At 65.1% G+C, this 19,951-nt stretch carries 17 protein-coding genes; 10 read left to right on the top strand and 7 right to left on the bottom strand.

What is annotated here, in order from left to right; translation table 11 throughout:
• Nucleotides 1-800 precede the first annotated feature (800 nt).
• Complete coding sequence (locus tag BDOA9_RS22930) at nt 801-1,736, top strand: septal ring lytic transglycosylase RlpA family protein (RefSeq protein WP_042336390.1); 936 nt, start codon at nt 801-803, stop codon at nt 1,734-1,736.
• A 42-nt stretch (nt 1,737-1,778) separates the two neighbouring features.
• Here the strand turns inward: BDOA9_RS22930 and BDOA9_RS22925 are convergent, their stop codons facing one another.
• Nucleotides 1,779-5,993, bottom strand: coding sequence for an IPT/TIG domain-containing protein (locus BDOA9_RS22925; protein ID WP_025036304.1), 4,215 nt, complete (start codon nt 5,991-5,993; stop codon nt 1,779-1,781).
• 517 nt (nt 5,994-6,510) lie between these two features.
• Here BDOA9_RS22925 and BDOA9_RS22920 point away from each other — a divergent pair.
• The 4 genes from BDOA9_RS22920 to BDOA9_RS22905 all read left to right on the top strand — a co-directional run bounded on the left by BDOA9_RS22920 (nt 6,511) and on the right by BDOA9_RS22905 (nt 8,813).
• Nucleotides 6,511-7,053 carry a phage tail protein gene (locus BDOA9_RS22920; protein ID WP_025036303.1) on the top strand — a complete coding sequence of 181 codons (543 nt, stop codon included), beginning with the start codon at nt 6,511-6,513 and terminating at the stop codon, nt 7,051-7,053.
• Between the two features lie 105 nt (nt 7,054-7,158).
• Nucleotides 7,159-7,686: a phage tail protein gene (locus BDOA9_RS22915; protein WP_025036302.1), complete on the top strand. Its 528-nt coding sequence runs from the start codon at nt 7,159-7,161 to the stop codon at nt 7,684-7,686.
• Nucleotides 7,687-7,722: 36 nt separating this feature from the next.
• On the top strand, nt 7,723-8,271 hold the full coding sequence (locus BDOA9_RS22910) for a phage tail protein (protein ID WP_025036301.1): 549 nt from the start codon (nt 7,723-7,725) through the stop codon (nt 8,269-8,271).
• 2 nt (nt 8,272-8,273) lie between these two features.
• Nucleotides 8,274-8,813: a GNAT family N-acetyltransferase gene (locus BDOA9_RS22905; protein WP_244521513.1), complete on the top strand. Its 540-nt coding sequence runs from the start codon at nt 8,274-8,276 to the stop codon at nt 8,811-8,813.
• 256 nt (nt 8,814-9,069) lie between these two features.
• Here BDOA9_RS22905 and BDOA9_RS38990 read toward each other — a convergent pair whose 3' ends face one another.
• Nucleotides 9,070-9,216 (bottom strand): hypothetical protein, encoded by a 147-nt coding sequence (locus BDOA9_RS38990; protein WP_192859604.1) that lies wholly within the window; start codon nt 9,214-9,216, stop codon nt 9,070-9,072.
• A gap of 177 nt (nt 9,217-9,393) precedes the next feature.
• Here BDOA9_RS38990 and BDOA9_RS22895 point away from each other — a divergent pair, with 177 nt between their 5' ends.
• The 4 genes from BDOA9_RS22895 (at nt 9,394) to hflX (ending at nt 15,152) form a co-directional block, all read left to right on the top strand.
• Nucleotides 9,394-11,814 carry a sensor histidine kinase NtrY-like gene (locus tag BDOA9_RS22895; RefSeq protein WP_025036298.1) on the top strand — a complete coding sequence of 807 codons (2,421 nt, stop codon included), beginning with the start codon at nt 9,394-9,396 and terminating at the stop codon, nt 11,812-11,814.
• A 17-nt stretch (nt 11,815-11,831) separates the two neighbouring features.
• Nucleotides 11,832-13,202, top strand: coding sequence for a nitrogen assimilation response regulator NtrX (ntrX, locus tag BDOA9_RS22890; protein ID WP_025036297.1), 1,371 nt, complete (start codon nt 11,832-11,834; stop codon nt 13,200-13,202).
• A 307-nt stretch (nt 13,203-13,509) separates the two neighbouring features.
• Nucleotides 13,510-13,758 (top strand): RNA chaperone Hfq, encoded by a 249-nt coding sequence (gene hfq, locus BDOA9_RS22885; protein WP_007591126.1) that lies wholly within the window; start codon nt 13,510-13,512, stop codon nt 13,756-13,758.
• A gap of 11 nt (nt 13,759-13,769) precedes the next feature.
• Nucleotides 13,770-15,152 (top strand): GTPase HflX, encoded by a 1,383-nt coding sequence (gene hflX / locus BDOA9_RS22880; RefSeq protein WP_025036296.1) that lies wholly within the window; start codon nt 13,770-13,772, stop codon nt 15,150-15,152.
• Nucleotides 15,153-15,230: 78 nt separating this feature from the next.
• On the opposite strand, the gene BDOA9_RS22875 is transcribed toward hflX, so the two are convergent.
• Nucleotides 15,231-16,259, bottom strand: a complete 1,029-nt coding sequence (locus BDOA9_RS22875) for a DUF2278 family protein (RefSeq protein ID WP_025036295.1) — start codon at nt 16,257-16,259, stop codon at nt 15,231-15,233.
• 186 nt (nt 16,260-16,445) lie between these two features.
• Nucleotides 16,446-17,264 (bottom strand): nucleoside triphosphate pyrophosphohydrolase, encoded by an 819-nt coding sequence (mazG, locus tag BDOA9_RS22870; protein ID WP_025036294.1) that lies wholly within the window; start codon nt 17,262-17,264, stop codon nt 16,446-16,448.
• Between the two features lie 125 nt (nt 17,265-17,389).
• On the opposite strand from mazG, the gene queC reads away from it, so the two are divergent.
• Entirely contained in the window at nt 17,390-18,103 is a 714-nt protein-coding gene (queC, locus tag BDOA9_RS22865) for a 7-cyano-7-deazaguanine synthase QueC (protein WP_025036293.1), read from the top strand.
• Nucleotides 18,104-18,255: 152 nt separating this feature from the next.
• Here queC and BDOA9_RS22860 read toward each other — a convergent pair whose 3' ends face one another.
• Genes BDOA9_RS22860 through nthA form a run of 3 tightly spaced genes read right to left on the bottom strand, consistent with a single transcriptional unit; the run spans nt 18,256 to nt 19,903 of the window.
• Nucleotides 18,256-18,636, bottom strand: a complete 381-nt coding sequence (locus BDOA9_RS22860) for a nitrile hydratase accessory protein (protein WP_025036292.1) — start codon at nt 18,634-18,636, stop codon at nt 18,256-18,258.
• Entirely contained in the window at nt 18,636-19,295 is a 660-nt protein-coding gene (nthB, locus tag BDOA9_RS22855) for a nitrile hydratase subunit beta (protein ID WP_025036291.1), read from the bottom strand. Before nthB ends, BDOA9_RS22860 begins: the two co-directional genes overlap by 1 nt.
• On the bottom strand, nt 19,292-19,903 hold the full coding sequence (nthA, locus tag BDOA9_RS22850) for a nitrile hydratase subunit alpha (RefSeq protein WP_025036290.1): 612 nt from the start codon (nt 19,901-19,903) through the stop codon (nt 19,292-19,294). Before nthA ends, nthB begins: the two co-directional genes overlap by 4 nt.
• Nucleotides 19,904-19,951: the final 48 nt, after the last annotated feature.

Below are 19,951 nucleotides of genomic sequence, written 5' to 3'. Positions count from 1 at the left end.
CGTCACCCTCGTTGGTGATGGCCTCTTGCAAATACGTCGAGGCGCCGGCCGCAAAAATTCAATCAACTGAATGGGAGCAGGGACGGCCCGCGCCCGCTGCGCCGCAATGGAGCCGTGTTGGAAACGAGCGTTGGAAGATGGACGCGCGGCTCAGGCAAACGCCAGCGCGACGAGGCTCGAGCAGAGCAGCACCAAGCCGCCGGCGGTCAAGGCCAGGAAGCCATCGGATACGAGGTCATGGTTACGCATGGGACACCTGCCGCTCTCGTGTTCGATGCGCAATCGGATCGACCAGACCGTCCCGAACGCGCCGCATTGAAAGAGGTGATGCTTGCCGCCCGCGCGAGTGCCTTCAGGCCCTCGTGCGGTAACCTTCGAACGCATGGGCCAGGAAGATCCCCGCGCTTACCAGACCCATCAGTGCCGAAACCGTCTCGATCATCGTTAAATTCCAAATCCCGCCCTTGCATCCGAGAGAACGCGTGCGGCCTTGCACAGTCAAAAGAATTTCGGCCAGCGGCGCGACAATGGGGGTGGAGTGAGGATTTGGCGCAACAGGATGCCCAGCGCTGGCACAATGCGGGCGCCATCGTCCCGTAGAACAACGGAAAAATGCGAACGTCCCGTTTACCATCCCGGCGCGATCGCCGCGGGCTCCCCATTTCCGCCGCGTTCGGGTTGCGTTATCCTTACCACGTCCGATGCGGTGGTGGGCCGCCTCGGAATCTGAAGGACCGGACAGCGCTCCCCGTCACCAAAGCGGGTTGGGTACGCCTCCGGCGAAGTGGTATTTGGGGCGCATGGGGATCCGTCGGTCAGATTCGGTTTTGCGGGCCGCGCGCGGCGTTGCGGCGGTCGCGACCTGCCTTGCGCTCGCCAATTGCGCCTCCTCGAACAAGTTCGCCAGCCGCGTCGATCCGAAATACGGCGTGTCCTCGAGCCCGCGTGTGGTGGCCTTCGGCGACCCGGTCCCGAAGGGCGGTGGCACCTACCGCGTCGGAAAGCCCTATGTCGTGGCGGGCAGGACCTACGTCCCGGAGGAGGACGTCAACTACCGCGCCGAGGGCATGGCGTCCTGGTACGGCGATGATTTCCACGGCCGCCTGACGGCCAACGGCGAGGTGTTCGACATGACCTCGCTGACCGCCGCGCATCCGACCCTGCCGATGCCGTCCTACGCCCGGGTCACCAACATCTCGAACGGCAAGTCGCTGATCGTCCGCGTCAACGACCGCGGACCCTATCACGGCAACCGCCTCATCGACGTCTCGAACAAGGCCGCCGAACTACTTGAATTCAAAGGCAATGGCGTCGCCAAGGTCCGGGTCGAATATGTCGGCCGGGCGCCGCTCGAAGGCTCTGACGACCGTCAGCTTCTGGCGACGCTGCGCACCGGCGTTCCGGCGCCGTCGCCCTCGATGGTCCGGGTCGCCTCGGCCAAGCCGTTCGTGCCGGAGCTGCCGTCCTCGTCCCGCGGCGCCCTTCGCGGCGACGTGCCGATGCCGGAGGGGCGGCCGTACAACCTCGGCAGCACCTCGGCCGACATGGCCTCGCTCAATGCGACCTCGGAAATGTCGGCTTCGACCCGCGGCCGGGGCCGGGCGCTCCCGAACGCCCGCGCGGTGTCCTATGACGAGGAGGGCCGTTACGCGAGCCAGAGTGCTCCGTCGGCCGGCTATACCTCGGACGGCGCGGCCGAAGCCCGCAGCATCCTCAGCGGCCGCGGCCTCTACTGAAGAGGTAAATCCAGCCGGCGCGTTGCGACGCTGCCTGGCTGATCAGAACGGGATGCGCGCCCGTCCCGAGAATGTCCAGATCTGCGTGTTGCCGCCGATGCCGCCGAGTTCGGCGCCGAAGCCGACCGTGGCGCCGCTGGCGAGCCTTGCGCCGATGCCGCCCGTGACACGCGCCGACCAACCCTGGAGCAGCGGCGTCGAAGCCAGCGGGATGCCGCCCGCGGCAACGATTGCGGCAGCATCGTCCTGGGTGAAGTAGTAGTCGCCATACACGCCGGCATAAGGCAACAGCAGCACGCTATCGAGCCAAGGCACGGGGTAGGACACCCTGTTGCCCGCCGACGCACGGCCGCTCGAGAAGGTCCGGGCGGCCTGCTGGGTGCCGAGCGAATCGACATAGGCGTTTTCCCGCTCCCACAGCGCGTACACCTTGGCCGACGGCTCGATGTTGAAATTGGCCCAGCTGTAACTGCCGGTGAAGCCGGTCGCGAACATCCAGCGATTGCCGTTGAAATTGCCCTGGGCCGTGCCGGCGGTGCCGTCATAGCCGATGCCGGAATAGGTCACCGCCACGTCGTAGCGCAGCGTCGGGATGAGCTTCCAGCCGAGATAGGCGCCGACGGTCCAGCCGTCGCCCTTCAGCTTTCCGTTGATGTCGGTCTGGGTGTAGCTGAAATTCTCGTAGCCGCCGACCACGCCAACCAGGAGATCGGGAGCAGCCCGGTAGGTCAGGCCGGAGAGCAGGTTGATCTGCTGGCCATAGAGCGTGGCCTGGGTTGCCCCTTGACCGATATTGCCGGACGAGCTCCAGCGGTCGATGCCGGTGCCGCGTGCATCGATCCAGAACAGCCAGTCCTTTTGTTGCCTGAACCGCGCGGGTGGCGCCTTGGTCGGTGCCGCCCGATCGATCGCAGCGAAGGCGTCGTCGATCCGCGATGGCCCGCGGCCGGTTCTGCCGGGGCGCCCGTCGCCGGCATAGGCATTGGAGCTCTGCGGATCGCTTGGGCGACCGGCTGGCGGCTCATCGTCACCATCGGGGGCGGCGGCGAAATTGACGCGCAGCCCGCCGCCGCCCGGCGTGATGTACTGTCCGCCATTGCTGAAGCCTTCGGAGATGGCGGTGTCGATGGCGCCGGAGATCGCCTGTCCCGAGCTTTGTGCGACGATCTTGGTAACGTTGACCTGAAGCGCGCGCAGCCTGGCGCTGTCGGCGGGAATATCGACGGACTGGGTCAGGGCCGCCGAGGTCGAGGCATTAAACGCCGGCGATCCGTTGTAGGTCGCGGTGATCGTGTGATTGCCGATGGCGAGCGCGGCTGTCGCGAAAGTCGCGACACCTGCCGACAGCGCTGACGTTCCGATCGGCGTGCCGCCGTCGTTGAAGGTCACCGTTCCCGTCGGCGTTCCGCCCGAGCTGCTTACGGTGGCCGTGAAGGTGACGGACTGGCCGTAGCTGCTCGGATTCTGTGACGATGTCACCGCGGTCGTGGTCGTGGAGGACAGATAGGCGAACCGGTCCGCGGCCGAGGTCGGCGAGGTCCCGCCGCCCGTGGTCACCGTGACGTCGACCGTGCCGGCGCCGGCCGGTGACGTCGCCGTGATCGACGTGGCCGAGTTGACCGTGAAGCTCGTCGCATTGTTGGCACCGAATTTCACGGCGGTGACACCTGTGAAGCCGGATCCGGTGATCGCCACTGACGTTCCGCCCAGCGCGGGGCCGGATGTCGGGGAGATCGACGTCACCGACGGCGCTGGCGAGTAGTTGAATTGATCCGCCATCGATGTCGCGGATGTTCCGCCCGGCGTCGTCACGGTGACGTCGACTGTGCCGGCGCCCGCTGGCGAAGTCGCCGTGATCGAGGTTGCGGAATTGACCGTGAAGCTGGTCGCGTTGGTTGCGCCGAACCTCACGGCGGTAGCGCCGGAGAAGGCAGTGCCCGTGATGGTGACCGACGTTCCACCCGTCGTCGGGCCGGCATTGGGCGAAACCGATGTCACCGTCGGGGTCGCGGCGTAGGTGAACTGATCCGCGGCGGAGGTGGCCGATGTGCCGCCCGGTGTTGTGACCGTGAGGTCAACCGTGCCGGTTCCGGCGGGAGCAGTCGCGGTGATCTGGGTTGCGGAATTGACGGTGAAGCCCGTCGCGGCCGTCGCGCCGAACATCACCGCGGTCGCGCCGGTGAAATTGGTGCCCGTGACCGTCACCGACGTGCCGCCGGCCAGCGGTCCGCCCGTCGGCGAAATCGAGGTCACCGTCGGTGCGCCGAAATAGGTGAACTGATCCGCCGCTGACGTCGCCGAGGTGCCGCCGGTGGTCGTCACTCTGACGTCCACGACGCCGCTCCCGGCCGGCGAGGTCGCAGTGATCTGGGTCGCCGAATTGACGGTGAAACCTGTCGCAGCCGTTGCGCCGAAGGTGACGGCAGTCGCACCGGTGAAATTGGTGCCGGTGATGACCACCGTCGTGCCACCGGCCTGCGGGCCGAGGGTCGGCGAGATCGAGGTGACGGTCGGGGTCGCGACATAGGTGAACTGATCCGCCGCTGATGTTGCCGAGGTGCCGCCGGCCGTCGTCACCCTGACGTCGACCGTGCCGCTACCCGCCGGCGAGGTCGCGGTGATCTGGGTGGCGGAATTGACGGTGAAGCCCGTCGCGGCCGTCGCGCCGAAGGTCACCGCGGTTGCGCCGGTGAAATTGGTGCCGGTGATCGTCACCGTGGTGCCGCCTGTGCCCGGACCTGCGGTCGGCGAAATCGAGGTGACCGTCGGTGCAGCGACATAGGTGAATTGATCGGCCGCCGACGTCGCCGACGTCCCGCCGGGCGTCGTGACGGTGATGTCGACGGTGCCGGTGCCCGCCGGCGAGGTCGCGGTGATCTGGGTGGCGGAATTGACGGTGAAGCCCGTCGCGGCCGTCGCGCCGAAGGTCACGGCGCTCGCACCGGTGAAATTGGTGCCGGTGATGACCACCGTCGTGCCACCGGTCTGCGGGCCGAGGGTCGGCGAGATCGAGGTGACGGTCGGGGTCGCAACATAGGTGAACTGATCTGCCGCCGAGGTGGCCGATGTGCCGCCGGGCGTCGTCACCCTGACGTCGACAGTTCCGGTACCCGCCGGCGAGGTGGCGGTGATCTGGGTGGCGGAATTGACAGTGAAGCCCGTCGCGGCCGTCGCGCCGAACATCACCGCGGTCGCGCCGGTGAAATTGGTGCCGGTGATTGTCACCGCGGTGCCGCCGGCGGTGGGACCGGCCGTCGGCGAGATCGAGGTGACCGTGGGAGCGGCGATATAGGTGAATTGGTCCGCCGCCGACGTGGCGGATGTGCCGCCGGCGGTCGTCACCCTGACATCGACCGTTCCTGTCCCAGCCGGCGCGGTCGCTGTGATTTGGGTGACGGAATCGACGGTGAACCCCGTCGCAGCCGCAGCTCCGAAACTCACGGCAGTCGCCCCGGAAAAATTGGTGCCGGTGATCGTCACCGTGGTGCCGCCTGCGCCCGGACCCGACGTCGGCGAGATCGAGGTGACGGTCGGTGCAGCGACATAGGTGAATTGATCGGCCGCCGACGTCGCCGATGTTCCCACCGATGTCGTGACCGTGACGTCGACGGTGCCTGCCGCCCCGGCCGGCGAGGTCGCCGTGATCTGAGTGTTGGAATTGACGGTGTAACTCGCCGCATTGGTGCCGCCGAACTTCACGCCGCCGGCTCCGGTGGTCGTGCTGAGATTCGTGCCGGTGATGATGACCGTCGTGCCGCCGGCGGTCGGACCGGCAGTCGGCGATATCGAGGTCACGGTCGGCGGGTTTGGCAGATTGACCGTGATCGTGAACGAGGTGTCGGTGGGATGAACGCCGGAGGTACAGGGCACACTCTGCGAACAAGTGCTCGTGTACCAGAGGGTGATCGTATCGGTGCCGGATCCGGAAAGTGTGTTGATCTGGATGCCGTATTCATCGGTATGCTGGTTGTTGACCCCGTTGTTGACGGGCACCAGCGTGTAAGTGGCCTTGGCTGACGTGTAGCTCAGGTTCGTGAGGGTCAGTCCCCCCGCGGTCATCGGATAGTTGTTGAAGGCGTCGATGCTCGGATTGGCGCCGTTCGAGGAGCCGTAGAGGCCCCAGCGTACCGTATCGTTGCTCACGCAAAGACCGACGGCGTTGCCGGCGCCGGTCCCGGTCATCGTGATCGTGCCGCCGGAGGGCGACGCTGACGAGAAATCGCACGCAGCATTCGCCGCGATCACGGCGCCGAGCATCAGGACGGCCGCGATGCAGATGCGTTGAACCGCGCGCAAAAGAGTCCGCAAGACGTGCCGAACCACAGCTCCGCCATTGCGCGCGGAGATCGTCGATTCCCCACTCATGTCTGGCACGGCCACCGCAATTGCGTGACTCACCGGCCCCCCTTCGCGGCCCCTTTCCGAAGAGGTCCGCGCTGAAATCCCTGATTGTGCAAATTTTCACGTATATCCTTGCGTGTATTTGGCTGAGGCGCGGCGCACAAGGCAAGCGGAGAACCGGATAAATCGCTGAATGCCTCGCACGGAGCGCAACTTTCCAGAGAACCGTTGCGCCGCGGCAACAAAAGAGCGATCGTGCACCGATAAACAATATGCCGCAGGATGCATTTCTGGTTGTGTTGGAGCTTGACTGTCGGCTCTGACTGTTTCACAATCTTAGCGAGTAGGTCGTTTTTCGTTCATTCTTTAATTTAGAATCGGTCGTCGTCGCATCACGACACGACAGGGCGCCTGATCTTCTTGGGGAGGGGTCATGCCGTACCAGCCAGTTCTTGGCCAGATCATGCCTTTTGCGGGCGCCGTCGTTCCCAGAGGCTGGGCGCAATGCAACGGAGCATTGCTGGCCATCACGACAAATCAAGCGCTGTTCTCGCTGCTCGGCACGTTTTACGGCGGCGATGGCGTGCGAAACTTCGCGCTGCCGGACCTGCGGGGTCGTGCTATCCTCGGCTCGTCAGGTGGCAGCGGCCAATATCCCCTGGGTATGATCAGCGGATCGATGTCGGTCACGCTTACTGCGGCTCAATTGCCTGCCCACAATCATCTGATCCAGGCGATTGCGACGCAGGGAAGCGGACGTGGCGCTTCGCCGGCCGGCAACATCTTCGGCACAAATACGCTGCCATCCGATAAACCGAAAGCGATCTTTGGGGCATCCGGGAGCGGGGACACGCCATTGGCGTCCGGTACCAATCTGTTGAACGAAGGCGGAGGCCTGCCGCACAACAACATGCAACCCTATCTCGTCATCGGCTATCTGATCGCGACGCAGGGAATTTATCCGAGCCGAAACTAGGCGGCTGAACAGCGACATTTTCGCAGCCGAGCTCTTTTCACATCAATTTCGAAGATGGCGCATTCACCGATCGCATCGGGGCGCGCGTGCAGAGGATCAGAGGCGATGTCGGATCCGTTTATCGGCGAGATCAGGTTGTTTGGCTTTCCGCGGGTGCCCGATGGCTGGCTCGCCTGCAACGGCCAGGCGATGTCGATCTCGGAGTATCAAGTGCTCTATGCCGTGATCGGCACCACCTATGGCGGTGATGGCGTCAACACCTTCAATCTCCCCGATCTTCGCGGCCGCGTAGCGATCGGACAGGGGCAGGGGCAGGGCTTCCCGTTCTACGCGCTGGGCCAGACGGGAGGAGAGGAAACGCATACGCTGGTCGCAGGCGAAATGCCGACCCATAGTCATGCGCTGATGTCCTCGACAGGGACGGGAGAGACACCCACGCCCGGACAGACGGTCCATCTTGCGACCGCATCAACGGGCAATCTCTACGCGCCCGTTGCGAACGCAGCGCCCTACGCGACGATGGCAGCCTGCGTCACTCCGGCGGGCAACAGCTTCGGGCACGACAACATGATGCCGACCGTCGTTGCCAATTACTGCATCTGCAACGACGGCATCTTCCCTTCGCCCGGCTAGCCTGCACCGGACCATATTCAGTCTCGAGGAGACACCATGTCAGATCCGTATATCGGGGAAATTCAGGCCTTTACGTTCCAGTTTGCCACCAGCGGATTCAACAATGCTTGGCTGCCATGCTTTGGCCAGATCGTTGCAATTCAGAGTTTCACTCCGTTATTTTCGCTCATCGGCACTTATTACGGCGGCAACGGCACGACCAATTTCGCCTTGCCGAATCTCAACGGTTCGGTCGCGATCAGCCAGGGGCAAGGTCAGGGATTGCAGAACTACCTCATCGGTGAGGTCGTCGGCAGTCCGACGGTCAACCTGAGCTCGGGCGAGATGACCATGCACACGCACGCCCTGCAACTCGGCGCCGGCAACGCAGAGAACGCCGCCCCGGGTCCCGGAACGTCTGCGAACATGGTTGCGATCGATCCCCAGTTCAATGGCTTCATCGCTCCGCCTGGCAACCTCACCTTGGCGGCGAATGCGGTCACGCTGACCGGGCAGGGGCTGCCCCACGACAACATGCAGCCGACCCAGGCCATCATCTGGTGTATCGCCTATGCGGGAATCTTTCCGTCCTTCGGCAGCTCCTGAACGTGACGGCGCTGCGTGACGGCATCGTCGACAGCATCTGGCTCGACATCGTGCCGGACGATTCGGCTCTGCGGCTGCGGTCCGATAGCCCGACCGACGCGCCGTTCATCCGGCATCTCTTTGAGGAGGTGAGGACAGCCCAGTTCACCGCGACGGGCTTGTCCGGACTGGCCGTCAGGCAAATCATTGCGCAACAGTTCCGCAGCCAGATGGCCGGCTATGCCACGCAATTTCCAGGCGCGATTTCCCTGATCGTCACGCGAGACGGGGCCGCGATCGGCCGGCTGCTGCTTCATTGCGCGCGAGAACGCTGGCACATCATCGACATTGCGCTGCTGCCGGCCGATTGTGGTCGAGGCGCCGGGACGAAAATCGTCCAGGCGCTCGGAGCGGACGCGCGGCGGCGGGGCGTCTCGGCGCTGACACTCGTGGTGCTCGCGACCAATGGAGCGGCGCGCCGGTTCTACCAGCGGCAAGGATTTGCCGACATCGGACCGGTAGGTGCCACGCACATTGCGATGCGGAAGGATCTTGCGGGCTAGCGCGGCGGCAAGCACCCTTGCCAACGGGGCTTCGCGTCGGGCTGCGAAATTCGGAGGTGAGTGAGGCGGTGAACGCCAGCGAGAAGAACCCGAGCCGCCGGCCGGTGGCTCAGCTCCCCCTACCAAGGCAGAGCTGAGCCTGTCCGGATCGCGCTGGCCGTTGCGGCTGACGCGGTGAGCAGAAGTCCGGGCTGGGCCCAAAGGTTCCGCTCGTCCTTTCAAATTCGTGGTTTGGCCGCGATGCGCGGCATCACATCTACCTGACCAGCCGGCTGGATGCCGGCATCACGCTGGCGAGATTCACCGGGTCCTGCTGAAGGCCGAGGCCGTTGACCAGAAGGTCGGCAGCCACGATCAGCAGCAAGACGGCCGAAATCATCGTCGCGAGACAGATCTTATCCATGCGGATCAAGCCGGAATGTCGGGAATCCGTTCCCGTCCCTCCTGCATGTGCCTGTGGATTGCGCGGGTCCGCCGCAATCGACACGCCGCGGAATTGTCGCAATTCGGCAACAATGTGGTACGAATACATCAGTATCCGCGCGTCCGCGGACCCGTTTTCAGCACCGCCATTGCCGGAATGACCAGCGCAGACACCTCGGCCGCACACTTTGACACGGCCCCAGCGGAAGAGCCCCGGCGTTGGTCGGTGCGACGCTGGCTGGCACCCTTTGCCGTCGCGCTGGCGCTGCTGTCGGCCTTCCTGACCTTCCTGGTCCTGACGGGTCTCACGCGGATCGATCCGACGCCGGAGGTGGTCCGCACATTCTATCTGATCAATGCCGCCACGATCCTGCTGCTGGTCGGGATCATCATCCGGGAACTCTGGCAGCTCATCCTGGCGCGGCGGCGGGGCAGGGCGGCGGCCCGCCTCCATGTCCAGATCGTCAGCCTGTTCTCGATCGTCGCCGTGTTGCCGGCCGTACTGGTGTCGGTCGTCGCCAACATCACCCTCGAGCGTGGCCTCGACCGGCTGTTCTCCGGGCCGACCAGGGAGGTGATCCAGAACTCACTGGATATCGCGCGGGCCTACATGCAGGACCATGCGCAGCTGATCCGCGGCGACATCCTTGGCATGGCCAACGACATCGCCCACGCCAGGCCGCTCTACGACCAGGACCGGCGCTCGTTCCGCGAGATGCTGACCGCCAGCGCCGGCTCCCGCAATCTGCCGGGCGCGATGATCATCGACAAGAACACCAACATCCTGGAATCCGCCGACACTGGCATGCGGCTGGCCTATTCGCCGCCGGCGCCGGACTTTCTCAGCAATGTCAGCGACGCCGAGCCGGAAATCGCAGTGCTGCCCGATGCGAGCTTCGTCGCCGCCGTGATCCGGCTGCGGGCCTTCAACGAGACGTTCCTCTACGTCGCGCGGCCGCTCGATCCGAAGGTGGTCAACCAGCTCAAGCAGACCGAGATCAGCGTCGCCGAATACGCCCAGATCGAATCGCGCCGGCTCGGCATCCAGGTCGCCTTCGCGCTGATGTTCGCGGTGATCGCGCTGACCATTTTGATGGCTTCGGTGCTGATCGGCCTCAACTTCGCCAACTCGCTGGTCTCGCCGATCCGGCGGCTGATGAACGCGGCGCATACGGTCTCGACCGGCGACCTCCACGTCCAGGTGCCCGTGCATCAGTCAGAGGGCGATCTCGCCCAGCTGGGCGAGACCTTCAACAAGATGACGCAGGAATTGCGCAGCCAGCGCGACGAGCTCGTCAACGCCAGCGATCTCATCGACAGCCGCCGCCGCTTCATCGAAGCGGTGCTGTCATCGGCGAGCGCCGGCATCATCGGCGTCGACGCGTCCGGCAGCGTCGGCATCCTCAACCGCTCCGCCGAGAAGCTGATCGGACACTCCGAAGCCGAGACGCTCGGCCATTCGCTCTCCGACGTGCTGCCCGAGCTCGACGAGATGATGAAGACGGCGCGGGAAGGGACCCAGCGCCTGGTGCAGGGCCAGATCACGATCACCCGCGACGGCACCGAGCGCAACCTGTCGGTCCGCGTCAGCGCCGAGAAGAACCAGCCGCACGACAGCTACATCATCACGCTCGACGATATCACCGAGCTGGTTTCGGCGCAGCGCACCTCGGCCTGGGGCGACGTGGCGCGCCGCATCGCGCACGAGATCAAGAACCCGCTGACGCCGATCCAGCTCTCGGCCGAGCGCATCCGCCGCAAGTTCGGCAAGGACATCACCGAGGCCAAGGACAAGCAGATATTCGACCAGTGCACCGACACCATCGTGCGCCAGGTCGACGACATCAGGCGCATGGTCGACGAGTTCTCGCGCTTTGCGCGGATGCCGAAGCCCGTGATGGAGGGCGAGGACGTCGCCGATACCGTGCGCCAGGCGGTGTTCCTGATGAAGGTCGCCCATCCCGAGATCGACATCGAGGCCGAGTTCAAGCAGGATCCGCTGCGCGCCCAGTTCGACCGGCGGCTGATCTCGCAGGCGGTCACCAACATCGTCAAGAACGCCACCGAGGCGATCGAGCAGGTCCCGCCCGAGGAGCTCGGCAAGGACGGGGGCAAGGGCCGGATCGACGTCGTGGTGTCGCGCGAGGGCGACGACGTACTGATCGACATCATCGACAACGGCATCGGCCTGCCCAAGGTCGCGCGCTCGCGTCTGCTCGAGCCGTACGTCACCACCCGCGCCAAGGGCACCGGACTCGGACTCGCCATCGTCGGGCGCGTGCTTGAAGATCATGGCGGGCGGATCGAGCTGAAGGATGCCTCCGACTTCCGCCCAGGCCAGCGCGGCGCCTGGATGCGCATGCGCTTTGCCGTCTCGGGGCAGCCGGCGAAGTCCGCGACAACGGAGCAAGTGCCGGCGGCCAACGCCACGACCGAGACGACCTCCAAAGCCGATATCACGCAAATGGTGACGGAATCCGTCGCGAACCAGCAAACAAAAGAGCCGTCCGGCGGAACCAAAGAGCCGGCTGAAAAGACCAATGATTCAACCAAAATCGAAGCCTCAACAGGCAGCTGACAAGGCGGGCGCGATCCATGGCGAATGAAATTCTGATTGTCGATGATGAGGCCGATATTCGGGATCTCGTTGCAGGCATTCTCGAGGACGAGGGATTCGTCACGAGGACCGCACGCGACAGCGACTCGGCGCTCGCCGAGATCGCCAATCGCCGGCCGCATCTGGTGTTCCTCGACATCTGGCTGCAAGGCTCCAAGCTCGACGGCCTGCAGTTGCTGGAGCAGGTCAAGAAGGATAATGCCGATCTGCCGGTCGTGATGATCTCCGGCCACGGCAACATCGAGACCGCGGTTGCCGCGATCAAGCGCGGCGCCTATGACTTCATCGAGAAGCCGTTCAAGGCCGACCGCCTCATCCTGGTCGCCACCAGAGCGCTGGAGAACTCGCGGCTCAAGCGCGAGGTCAAGGAGCTGAAGCAGCTCGCGCCGAGCGCCAGCCAGCTGGTCGGCCGCTCGCCCAGCATGAACCAGCTGCGCCAGACCATCGAGCGCGCGGCCAAGGCCAACAGCCGCATCCTGATCGTCGGCCCCGCCGGCGCCGGCAAGGAGCTGACCGCGCGCACGCTGCACACCGCCTCGGGCCGCGCCGACGGTCCCTTCGTCGTCATCAACGCCGCCGCGATCACGCCCGAGCGGATGGAGCACGAGCTATTCGGCGTCGAGCAGTCCAATGGCGAGCAGCCGCGCAAGCCCGGCGCGCTCGAAGAAGCACATGGCGGCACGCTGTTCATCGACGAGATCGCGGACATGCCGCGCGAGACCCAGAACAAGATCCTGCGCGTGCTGGTGGAGCAGTCGTTCCAGCGCGTCGGCGGTACCGCGAAGGTGCAGGTCGACGTGCGCATCATCTCATCGACTGCGCGCAATCTCGAAGAGGAGATCGCCGCCGGCCGATTCCGCGAGGACCTCTACCACCGGCTGTCGGTGGTGCCGATCCGCGTGCCCGCATTGTCGGAGCGGCGCGAGGACATTCCGGAACTGATCGACTATTTCATGGAGCAGATCTCGGCCGGCAGCGGCCTGCCCAAGCGCCAGATCGGTCAGGACGCCATGGCGGTGCTGCAGTCGCATGTCTGGCCCGGCAATGTGCGTCAGCTCCGCAACAACGTCGAAAGAGTCATGATTCTCGCCGCCGGCGGGCCGGAGGTCATCATCACCGCCGACATGCTGCCGCAGGACGTCGGCTCGATGGTGCCGGCGATGCCGACCAGCAACAATGGCGAGCACATCATGGGCCTGCCGCTGCGCGAGGCCCGCGAAGTGTTCGAGCGCGACTATTTGATTGCACAGATCAGCCGTTTCTCAGGAAATATTTCTCGCACTGCCGAGTTCGTTGGCATGGAACGTTCGGCTTTGCACCGGAAGTTGAAAGCGCTCGGCGTCGGCTAACGCGGCGAGCGAGGTGGATACCGGCCCGCACACAGGAAATGCGTCAAAACACGAAGCGAGCGCCGCGACATCGCGGCGGCTCGCCAACGATAAGCGAGGAAAATCATCGATTTCCGTAATTTTTCGGGGCAATAGAGCCGGGCCTGCCGCTTCAAGCGGCTTGCCTAATATCCCGACCTGTCCTCTAATCGAACCGCTGTTCCTTCCGAGGGGGATCTCATGAGGGACGGCAACCGGAGGAGGCCCCGAACCGCAAAGAGGGCCGCATCCGGCGCAATAAAAAGAAACTCAAAGCGAGAAAAAAACAATGGCGGCAGACCGCGCACAAAACCTACAGGACACCTTCCTTAATCACGTTCGCAAAACCAAGACGCCACTGACGATCTTTCTGGTCAACGGAGTGAAGCTCCAGGGCATCGTGACCTGGTTCGACAATTTCTGTTTGCTGCTTCGGCGCGACGGTCATTCGCAGCTCGTCTACAAGCATGCGATCTCGACCATCATGCCGGGCGCTCCGATTCAGCTGTTCGAAGGCGGCGAGGACCAGCCGGCTTGAGAGTGATCTGATTGGAACCCCGGAATTTCGACGGGGATGCCGACCGTCCGCGGTCGGCAGGGGCTACGCAGACGGGGCGGGTGCTTGTCATCGGCCCCTACTTGCGCGTGCGCGCGGGCGGTGCCGACGCGCAACCGGAGACCCATGCCTTGCGCGATACCGAGGCCCGGCTTGATGAAGCCGCCGGCCTCGCGCGGGCGATCGATCTCGTGATCGCGGATGCCATCGTCGCCCCGGTCAGCCAGATCCGGCCCGCGACCTATATCGGCAAGGGCAAGGTCGAGGAGATCGCCGGGCTGATCAAGACCCTCGAGGTCGAGCTCGTGGTGATGGATTGCGCGCTGTCGCCGATCCAGCAGCGCAACCTCGAGAAGGAATGGCACGCCAAGGTGCTCGACCGCACCGGGCTCATTCTCGAAATCTTTGGCCGTCGTGCCAAGACCAGGGAAGGCTCGCTGCAGGTCGAGCTCGCCCATCTCAACTACCAGCGCTCGCGCCTGGTTCGGTCCTGGACCCATCTCGAACGCCAGCGCGGCGGGTTCGGCTTCATGGGCGGCCCCGGCGAGACCCAGATCGAGGCCGACCGCCGCCTGATCCAGGAGCGCATCTCCAAGCTCGAGAGCGAGCTGAAAAAGGTGCAGGCGACGCGGCGGCTGCATCGCGCCGGCCGTCAACGCGTGCCGTATCGCGTGGTCGCGCTGGTCGGTTACACCAATGCCGGCAAGTCGACGCTTTTCAATCGCCTGACCCGCGCCGAGGTGCAGGCGGCCGACATGCTGTTTGCGACGCTCGATCCGACCTTGCGGGCGCTCACCCTGCCGCATGGCGGCAAGGCGATGCTGTCCGACACCGTCGGCTTCATCTCCAACTTGCCGACGCAGCTCGTCGCCGCCTTCCGCGCCACGCTGGAGGAGGTGCTGGAGGCCGACGTCATCCTGCATGTCCGCGACATCTCGCACGAAGACGCCGAGGCGCAGCAGAGCGACGTCGACGCGGTGCTGCGCCAGCTCGGCATCAACCCTGATGATTCCGGCCGCATCATCGAGGTCTGGAACAAGATCGACCGTTTCGACCCCGAGCAACGCGAAGAGCTGCTCAACATCGCCGCGCGCAGGCCGGAAGATCATCCGGCGATGCTGGTCTCAGCCGTGTCGGGCGAGGGCATCGATGCTCTGCTCGCCGCGATCGAGCAGCGCCTGGCCGCCAAGCGCACCACGCTCGATCTCTCCATCGACGCCGCCGACGGCGCCGGCATCTCCTGGCTGCACCGCAATGCCGAGGTGCTGTCGAAGGAGCTGCACGACGGCCGCTTCGACATGACGGTGCGGGTGGACGAAACCAAGCGGGACATCGTGGTGTCGAGGTTCGACGCCGTGCCGCATCACGCCACATAACCGCGGGACGCGCATTGGTGCGCGGGCTTCGGCCGCGTGCTGCGGACGATGGATCACACGCGCCTTGTGATCGGCACATCAGAACGGAATCGTCAGGCCCGGATGCTTCGCCTGCGCCCTTGTATAGGCGACGCCGTGAACCTTGATGCCACGCTGGTCCAGCAGCGAGATGATGCCGCCCTGGTTCGACAATTCCATCGGCTTCTGTACCTCGACGGCGAGCGTTCCTCCGGCCGCGATCTTCCCCGACAGCGTCATTTTCTTCTTCTGCTTGTCGGCCAGCTTCCAGCCGGTGAGATCGATGTCGCGATCGGCCGTGTTGAGCAGTGTGACGACTTCGCGCTCCGGCGTCTTCACGGCGTTGACGAGCGCCGCAATGACGCGCACGAGCCCATCCGGCATTTCCTCTGTCGGGGGGGCCGTCGGATCCAGCGGCGCTGTCGGCGTGCCGCCGCCGAGATCAATCGGATGACCGGTCTCGTCGTCAGTGTGCCAGGCCTGCGTCTGGAATTTGAGGAAGACCGCCGTCCATAGATTTTGCTCCGGGAATTCGAACACCAGCCCGCCGTCTTGCCACGGCCCGTTGTCGCCCGAGAACCTTCCGATGGGATTTCCCTGGTTCATATGGATGTCGTGAATGCCGCGTCCCGGCCTGAAGCCGAAATAATTGTCGGCCTTGGTTTCCGGGCCCCACGGCTCGCCGAACGCGTAGACCATCGCGCTTTCGTCCGAGAGTGCGCGCTGCACGAACTGGTCAAGCTTCTCGTTGAGGTCGTTGTCCGGCCCAGGCACGGACACCGGCAGCGGCACCATCTCCTGGGGCTGCATCAGGTTACCGCGGATGAAGTCCAGCGCGAGGCTGCCGGGCTGGGCGGTCTGCGGGTGCAGCCCCTCCGGGAGTGCCGCGAGCCGTTCGGTGATCGGATGGACGAAACGAGATCGCACCAGGAATTCGACCTCGCTTCCGTCGGCCGACTGCACGTTGACGGCAATACGGAAATCTTCACCGCCGGCGACGATATGGACTTGATAATGCGGCGACCTGCCGGTGCCGAAACGCATCGCAATCGGGCGTCCCTTGAGGACTGAATAATGTTTCAATGACATCGCACTTCACCTGCCGTTGGGGGTGGCTGCGTCAGGATTATTGTACAACTTTAGACTGTTCGCGGTGACAATTTCATGGCGGCGGCTTAACGCATCTCTTCGTGCGAGCCGCTGGGGCCGATCAATCGGGGTACATTGCTGACCGATCGGCGATGGATGATGCTGCCTCTCCGCCGCTGCACCCGGCTAGGTGGCGGTCTTCGCCGCATTCCAAAGCGCATCCATCTCCGCGAGCGAGGCCTGTTCCACCGTTCGGCCCTGTGCCTCCAGCACCCGCTCGATATAGGCAAAGCGCCGCTCGAATTTTGCGTTGGTCGCGCGCAGTGCGGCCTCTGGATCGGCGTCGACATGGCGGGCGAGGTTGACGAGGGCGAACATCAGGTCGCCGGTCTCTTCGGCGAGGCCCGCGCGGTCGTTGCGGTCGAGCGCGGCTTCGATCTCATCGGCTTCCTCGCGGATCTTTTGCAGCACCGCGCGCGGGTCGTTCCAGTCGAAGCCGACGGTGGAGGCCTTGCGCTGCAGCTCCATCGCGCGGGTCAGCGCGGGCTGGCCGACCTTCACGCCTGACAACAGCGATTTATGGGATGGTGCTTCCTCCGGCGGCCGGCGCGCGGCGCGCTCCGCCTTCTCCTCGGCCTTGATGCGGTCCCAGACCTCCTTGACGTGGTGCGGGGCGAGATTGCCGTCCTTGTCGGCGAAGACGTGGGGATGGCGGCGGATCATTTTTCGCGTGATGGCCTCGACGACGTCGCCGAAAGCAAAGGCGTTCTGCTCCGAGGCCATTTGGGCGTGGAACACGACCTGGAGCAGGAGGTCGCCGAGCTCCTCGCGGAGATCGTCGAGATCGCCGCGGGCGATGGCGTCGACCACCTCGTAGGCCTCCTCGATCGTGTAGGGCGCGATCGTCGAAAAATCCTGCTCGAGGTCCCAGGGGCAGCCGGTCACCGGGGTGCGCAGCGCCGCCATGATCTCGATCAGGCGGGAAATGTCGCGGGAAGGGGTCATTGCGGGGCAGTCTCCTGGGATACAGCCTTATGCCAAAAGCGGGCCCCCGATCCCAGCGCAAGGCGGCGGAACGGGCCGATTTCCACCGATTGGCGGGCACGTCGCGCAATGCTAAAGCCCGGGCCATGAGTGATGCATTTTCCTCACAAACCGCTTTGGTGCTGTTCTCCGGCGGCCAGGACTCCACCACCTGTCTCGCCTGGGCGCTGAGCCGCTTCGCCCGCGTGGAGACGCTGGGGTTCGAGTACGGCCAGCGCCATGCCATCGAGCTTGCCTGCCGCGACCGGCTGCTCGACGGCATCAAGGGCCTGCGTGCGGATTGGCCCGCAAGGCTCGGCGAGAGCCACACGATGTCGATCCCGACGCTCGCGGCGGTGTCCGAGACGGCGCTGACCCGTGACGTCGCGATCGCGATGGGCGCGGACGGCCTGCCCAACACCTTCGTGCCGGGCCGCAACCTCGTGTTCCTCACCTTCGCCGCAGCGCTGGCCTACCGGCGCGGCATCAGCCACATCGTCGGCGGCATGTGCGAGACCGACTATTCCGGCTATCCCGATTGCCGCGACGAGACCATCCGCGCCATGCAGGCCGCGCTCTCGCTCGGCATGGCCAAGCCCTTCGAGCTGCACACGCCGTTGATGTGGATCGACAAGGCCGCGACCTGGAAGCTCGCGCAGGAGCTCGGCGGCGAGGGGCTGGTCGATCTCATCCGCGAGCAGTCGCACACCTGCTATCTCGGTGAACGCGGCGCACCGCATGAATGGGGTTACGGCTGCGGCGAATGCCCGGCGTGCAGTTTGCGGGCGAAGGGGTGGAACGAGTACGTGGCGGGGCGCTGAGGCCGCGCGTTGCAGCCGCGCGACGTCGGGTGGAGAAAATGCGCGCTCTCTCCGCCGTCATTGCGAGGAGCCCTTGCGACGAAGCAATCCAGACTGCCGCCGTGGAGGGATTCTGGATTGCTTCGCTGCGCTCGCAATGACGGGTGAGGCAGCTACCCCGCAAAATCCTCGTCCCGCAGCTCGATCGGCTTGCCGTGCGGCGTGCGATCCGCGGCGTGGTCCCAGGCGTCGCGATAGCGGTGCAGCGTTTCCTTCGAGGTGACGCCCTTGCGCGCGACGAGGCCCTCCAGCGTGGCGAGCCAGTGCAGATAGTAGGTCTCGCCGGTGTCAGGATCGCCCGCGGCCTGGGCGCGCTTGATCTCGGAGGCCAAGGCTGCGGCCCATTCCGGCCAGGTGAACACGCCGCGCTCGTGCAGGCTCAAGGCCATCGCAAACGCATGCGCCTCCCAGGGCGCGCGGAACACCGGGCCGTCATCGTCGCGCGGAATGCTCGGGATCGCCGCCGTCGCCGCGGCCGCAAGGGCGCTGCTCATCACGCCGGCTCCAGATAGGGCTCGAACGCGTCGATCGAGACTTTCAGCGTGGGATCGCCGTCCTCGCCCCAGAGATCGCGGCCCTCGAACACCACGGTATAGAGCCATTGCGGATTCTCGCCGCGCTCCATCGCCGCACTATCCGGAAACACGTGGCAGCCGTGGTTCAGCTCGACCACGCCGACATGGCCGCGGACATAGCGCGGCAGCCGCGTGTGCGTGGCTGGATGGATGTTCTTCGCCCGCACGCGGTCGCCGACGTTGAATTTGGCCGGAGCGGGGGCAGGGCGATCGAACTTGCCGCGCACCATGATGCGTTCGACATTGGCGCGGTCGAACTTGCCGTGCTTGAGCGCCTTTGCGGGCTGCATCGCATGGCCGGCTGCGACCTCCTCGCGGGTGAGATAGCCCTTGTCGATCAGCATCTCCTCGAGCCCGAGAAACCACTTCTTGTAATAGGAGCTCGACAGATACACGTGCGGCGGCAAGGTCTCGCGATAGAAGCGCGAGGTGTCGATGTTGAAGGCGCCGGCCGCGCCCATCGCGCGCACCATGGCCAGCACGCGCGACTCCCACTCCTCGTGAAACATCGGCTCGTTCGGCTCGGGCTCGACCTTGCCGAACCCGTCCATGCCGCCCATGTCGTGCACGCCGTTCACGACGGTGCTCCCGGCGTCCTGGGGAAACCCGTGCCGATCATGGAATCGCGCGTGACGAGCTCGGCGAGCTGCTCCTCGCTCCAGCCTTCCGTGCCCGCGGGACGCATCGGCAGCACCAGGAAGCGCGTCTCGGCGGTGGAGTCCCACACGCGGATCTCTGTGTCCTTCGGCAGCGCGACGCCGAAATCGGCGAGCACGCCGCGCGGGTCCTTCACCGCCCGCGAGCGGTAGGGCGCGGCCTTGTACCAGACCGGCGGCAGCCCGAGCATTTCCCAGGGATAGCAGGAGCACAGCGTGCACACGACCATGTTGTGCCGCTCGGGCGTGTTCTCGACCACGACGAGATGATCGCCGACGCGGCTGACATGGCCGAGGGTGCCGATGGCCTTGGAGCCGTCCTGCAGCAGCGCCTGCTTGAACGCCGGATCGGTCCAGGCCTTGGCGACGACGCGCGCCCCGTTGTGCGGGCCGATCTTGGTCTCATAGGCCTGGATGATGGCATCGAGCGCGGCCGGCTCGACATAGCCTTTTTCGGTCAGGATCGTCTCGAGCGCGCGCACGCGCAGCTCGGTCTCGGACAGCTCGGAATGGTCGTGATCGTGGCTCATGCGGCGGAAGATAGGCGTAATGGCCTGGGCCTGTCGAGGGTTCGTTGC

It is taken from the genome of Bradyrhizobium sp. DOA9 (assembly GCF_000617845.2).
GTDB lineage: Bacteria > Pseudomonadota > Alphaproteobacteria > Rhizobiales > Xanthobacteraceae > Bradyrhizobium.
The sequence above is the reverse complement of the archived record's forward strand: the minus strand, read 5'-3'. Positions and strand labels throughout refer to the sequence as shown.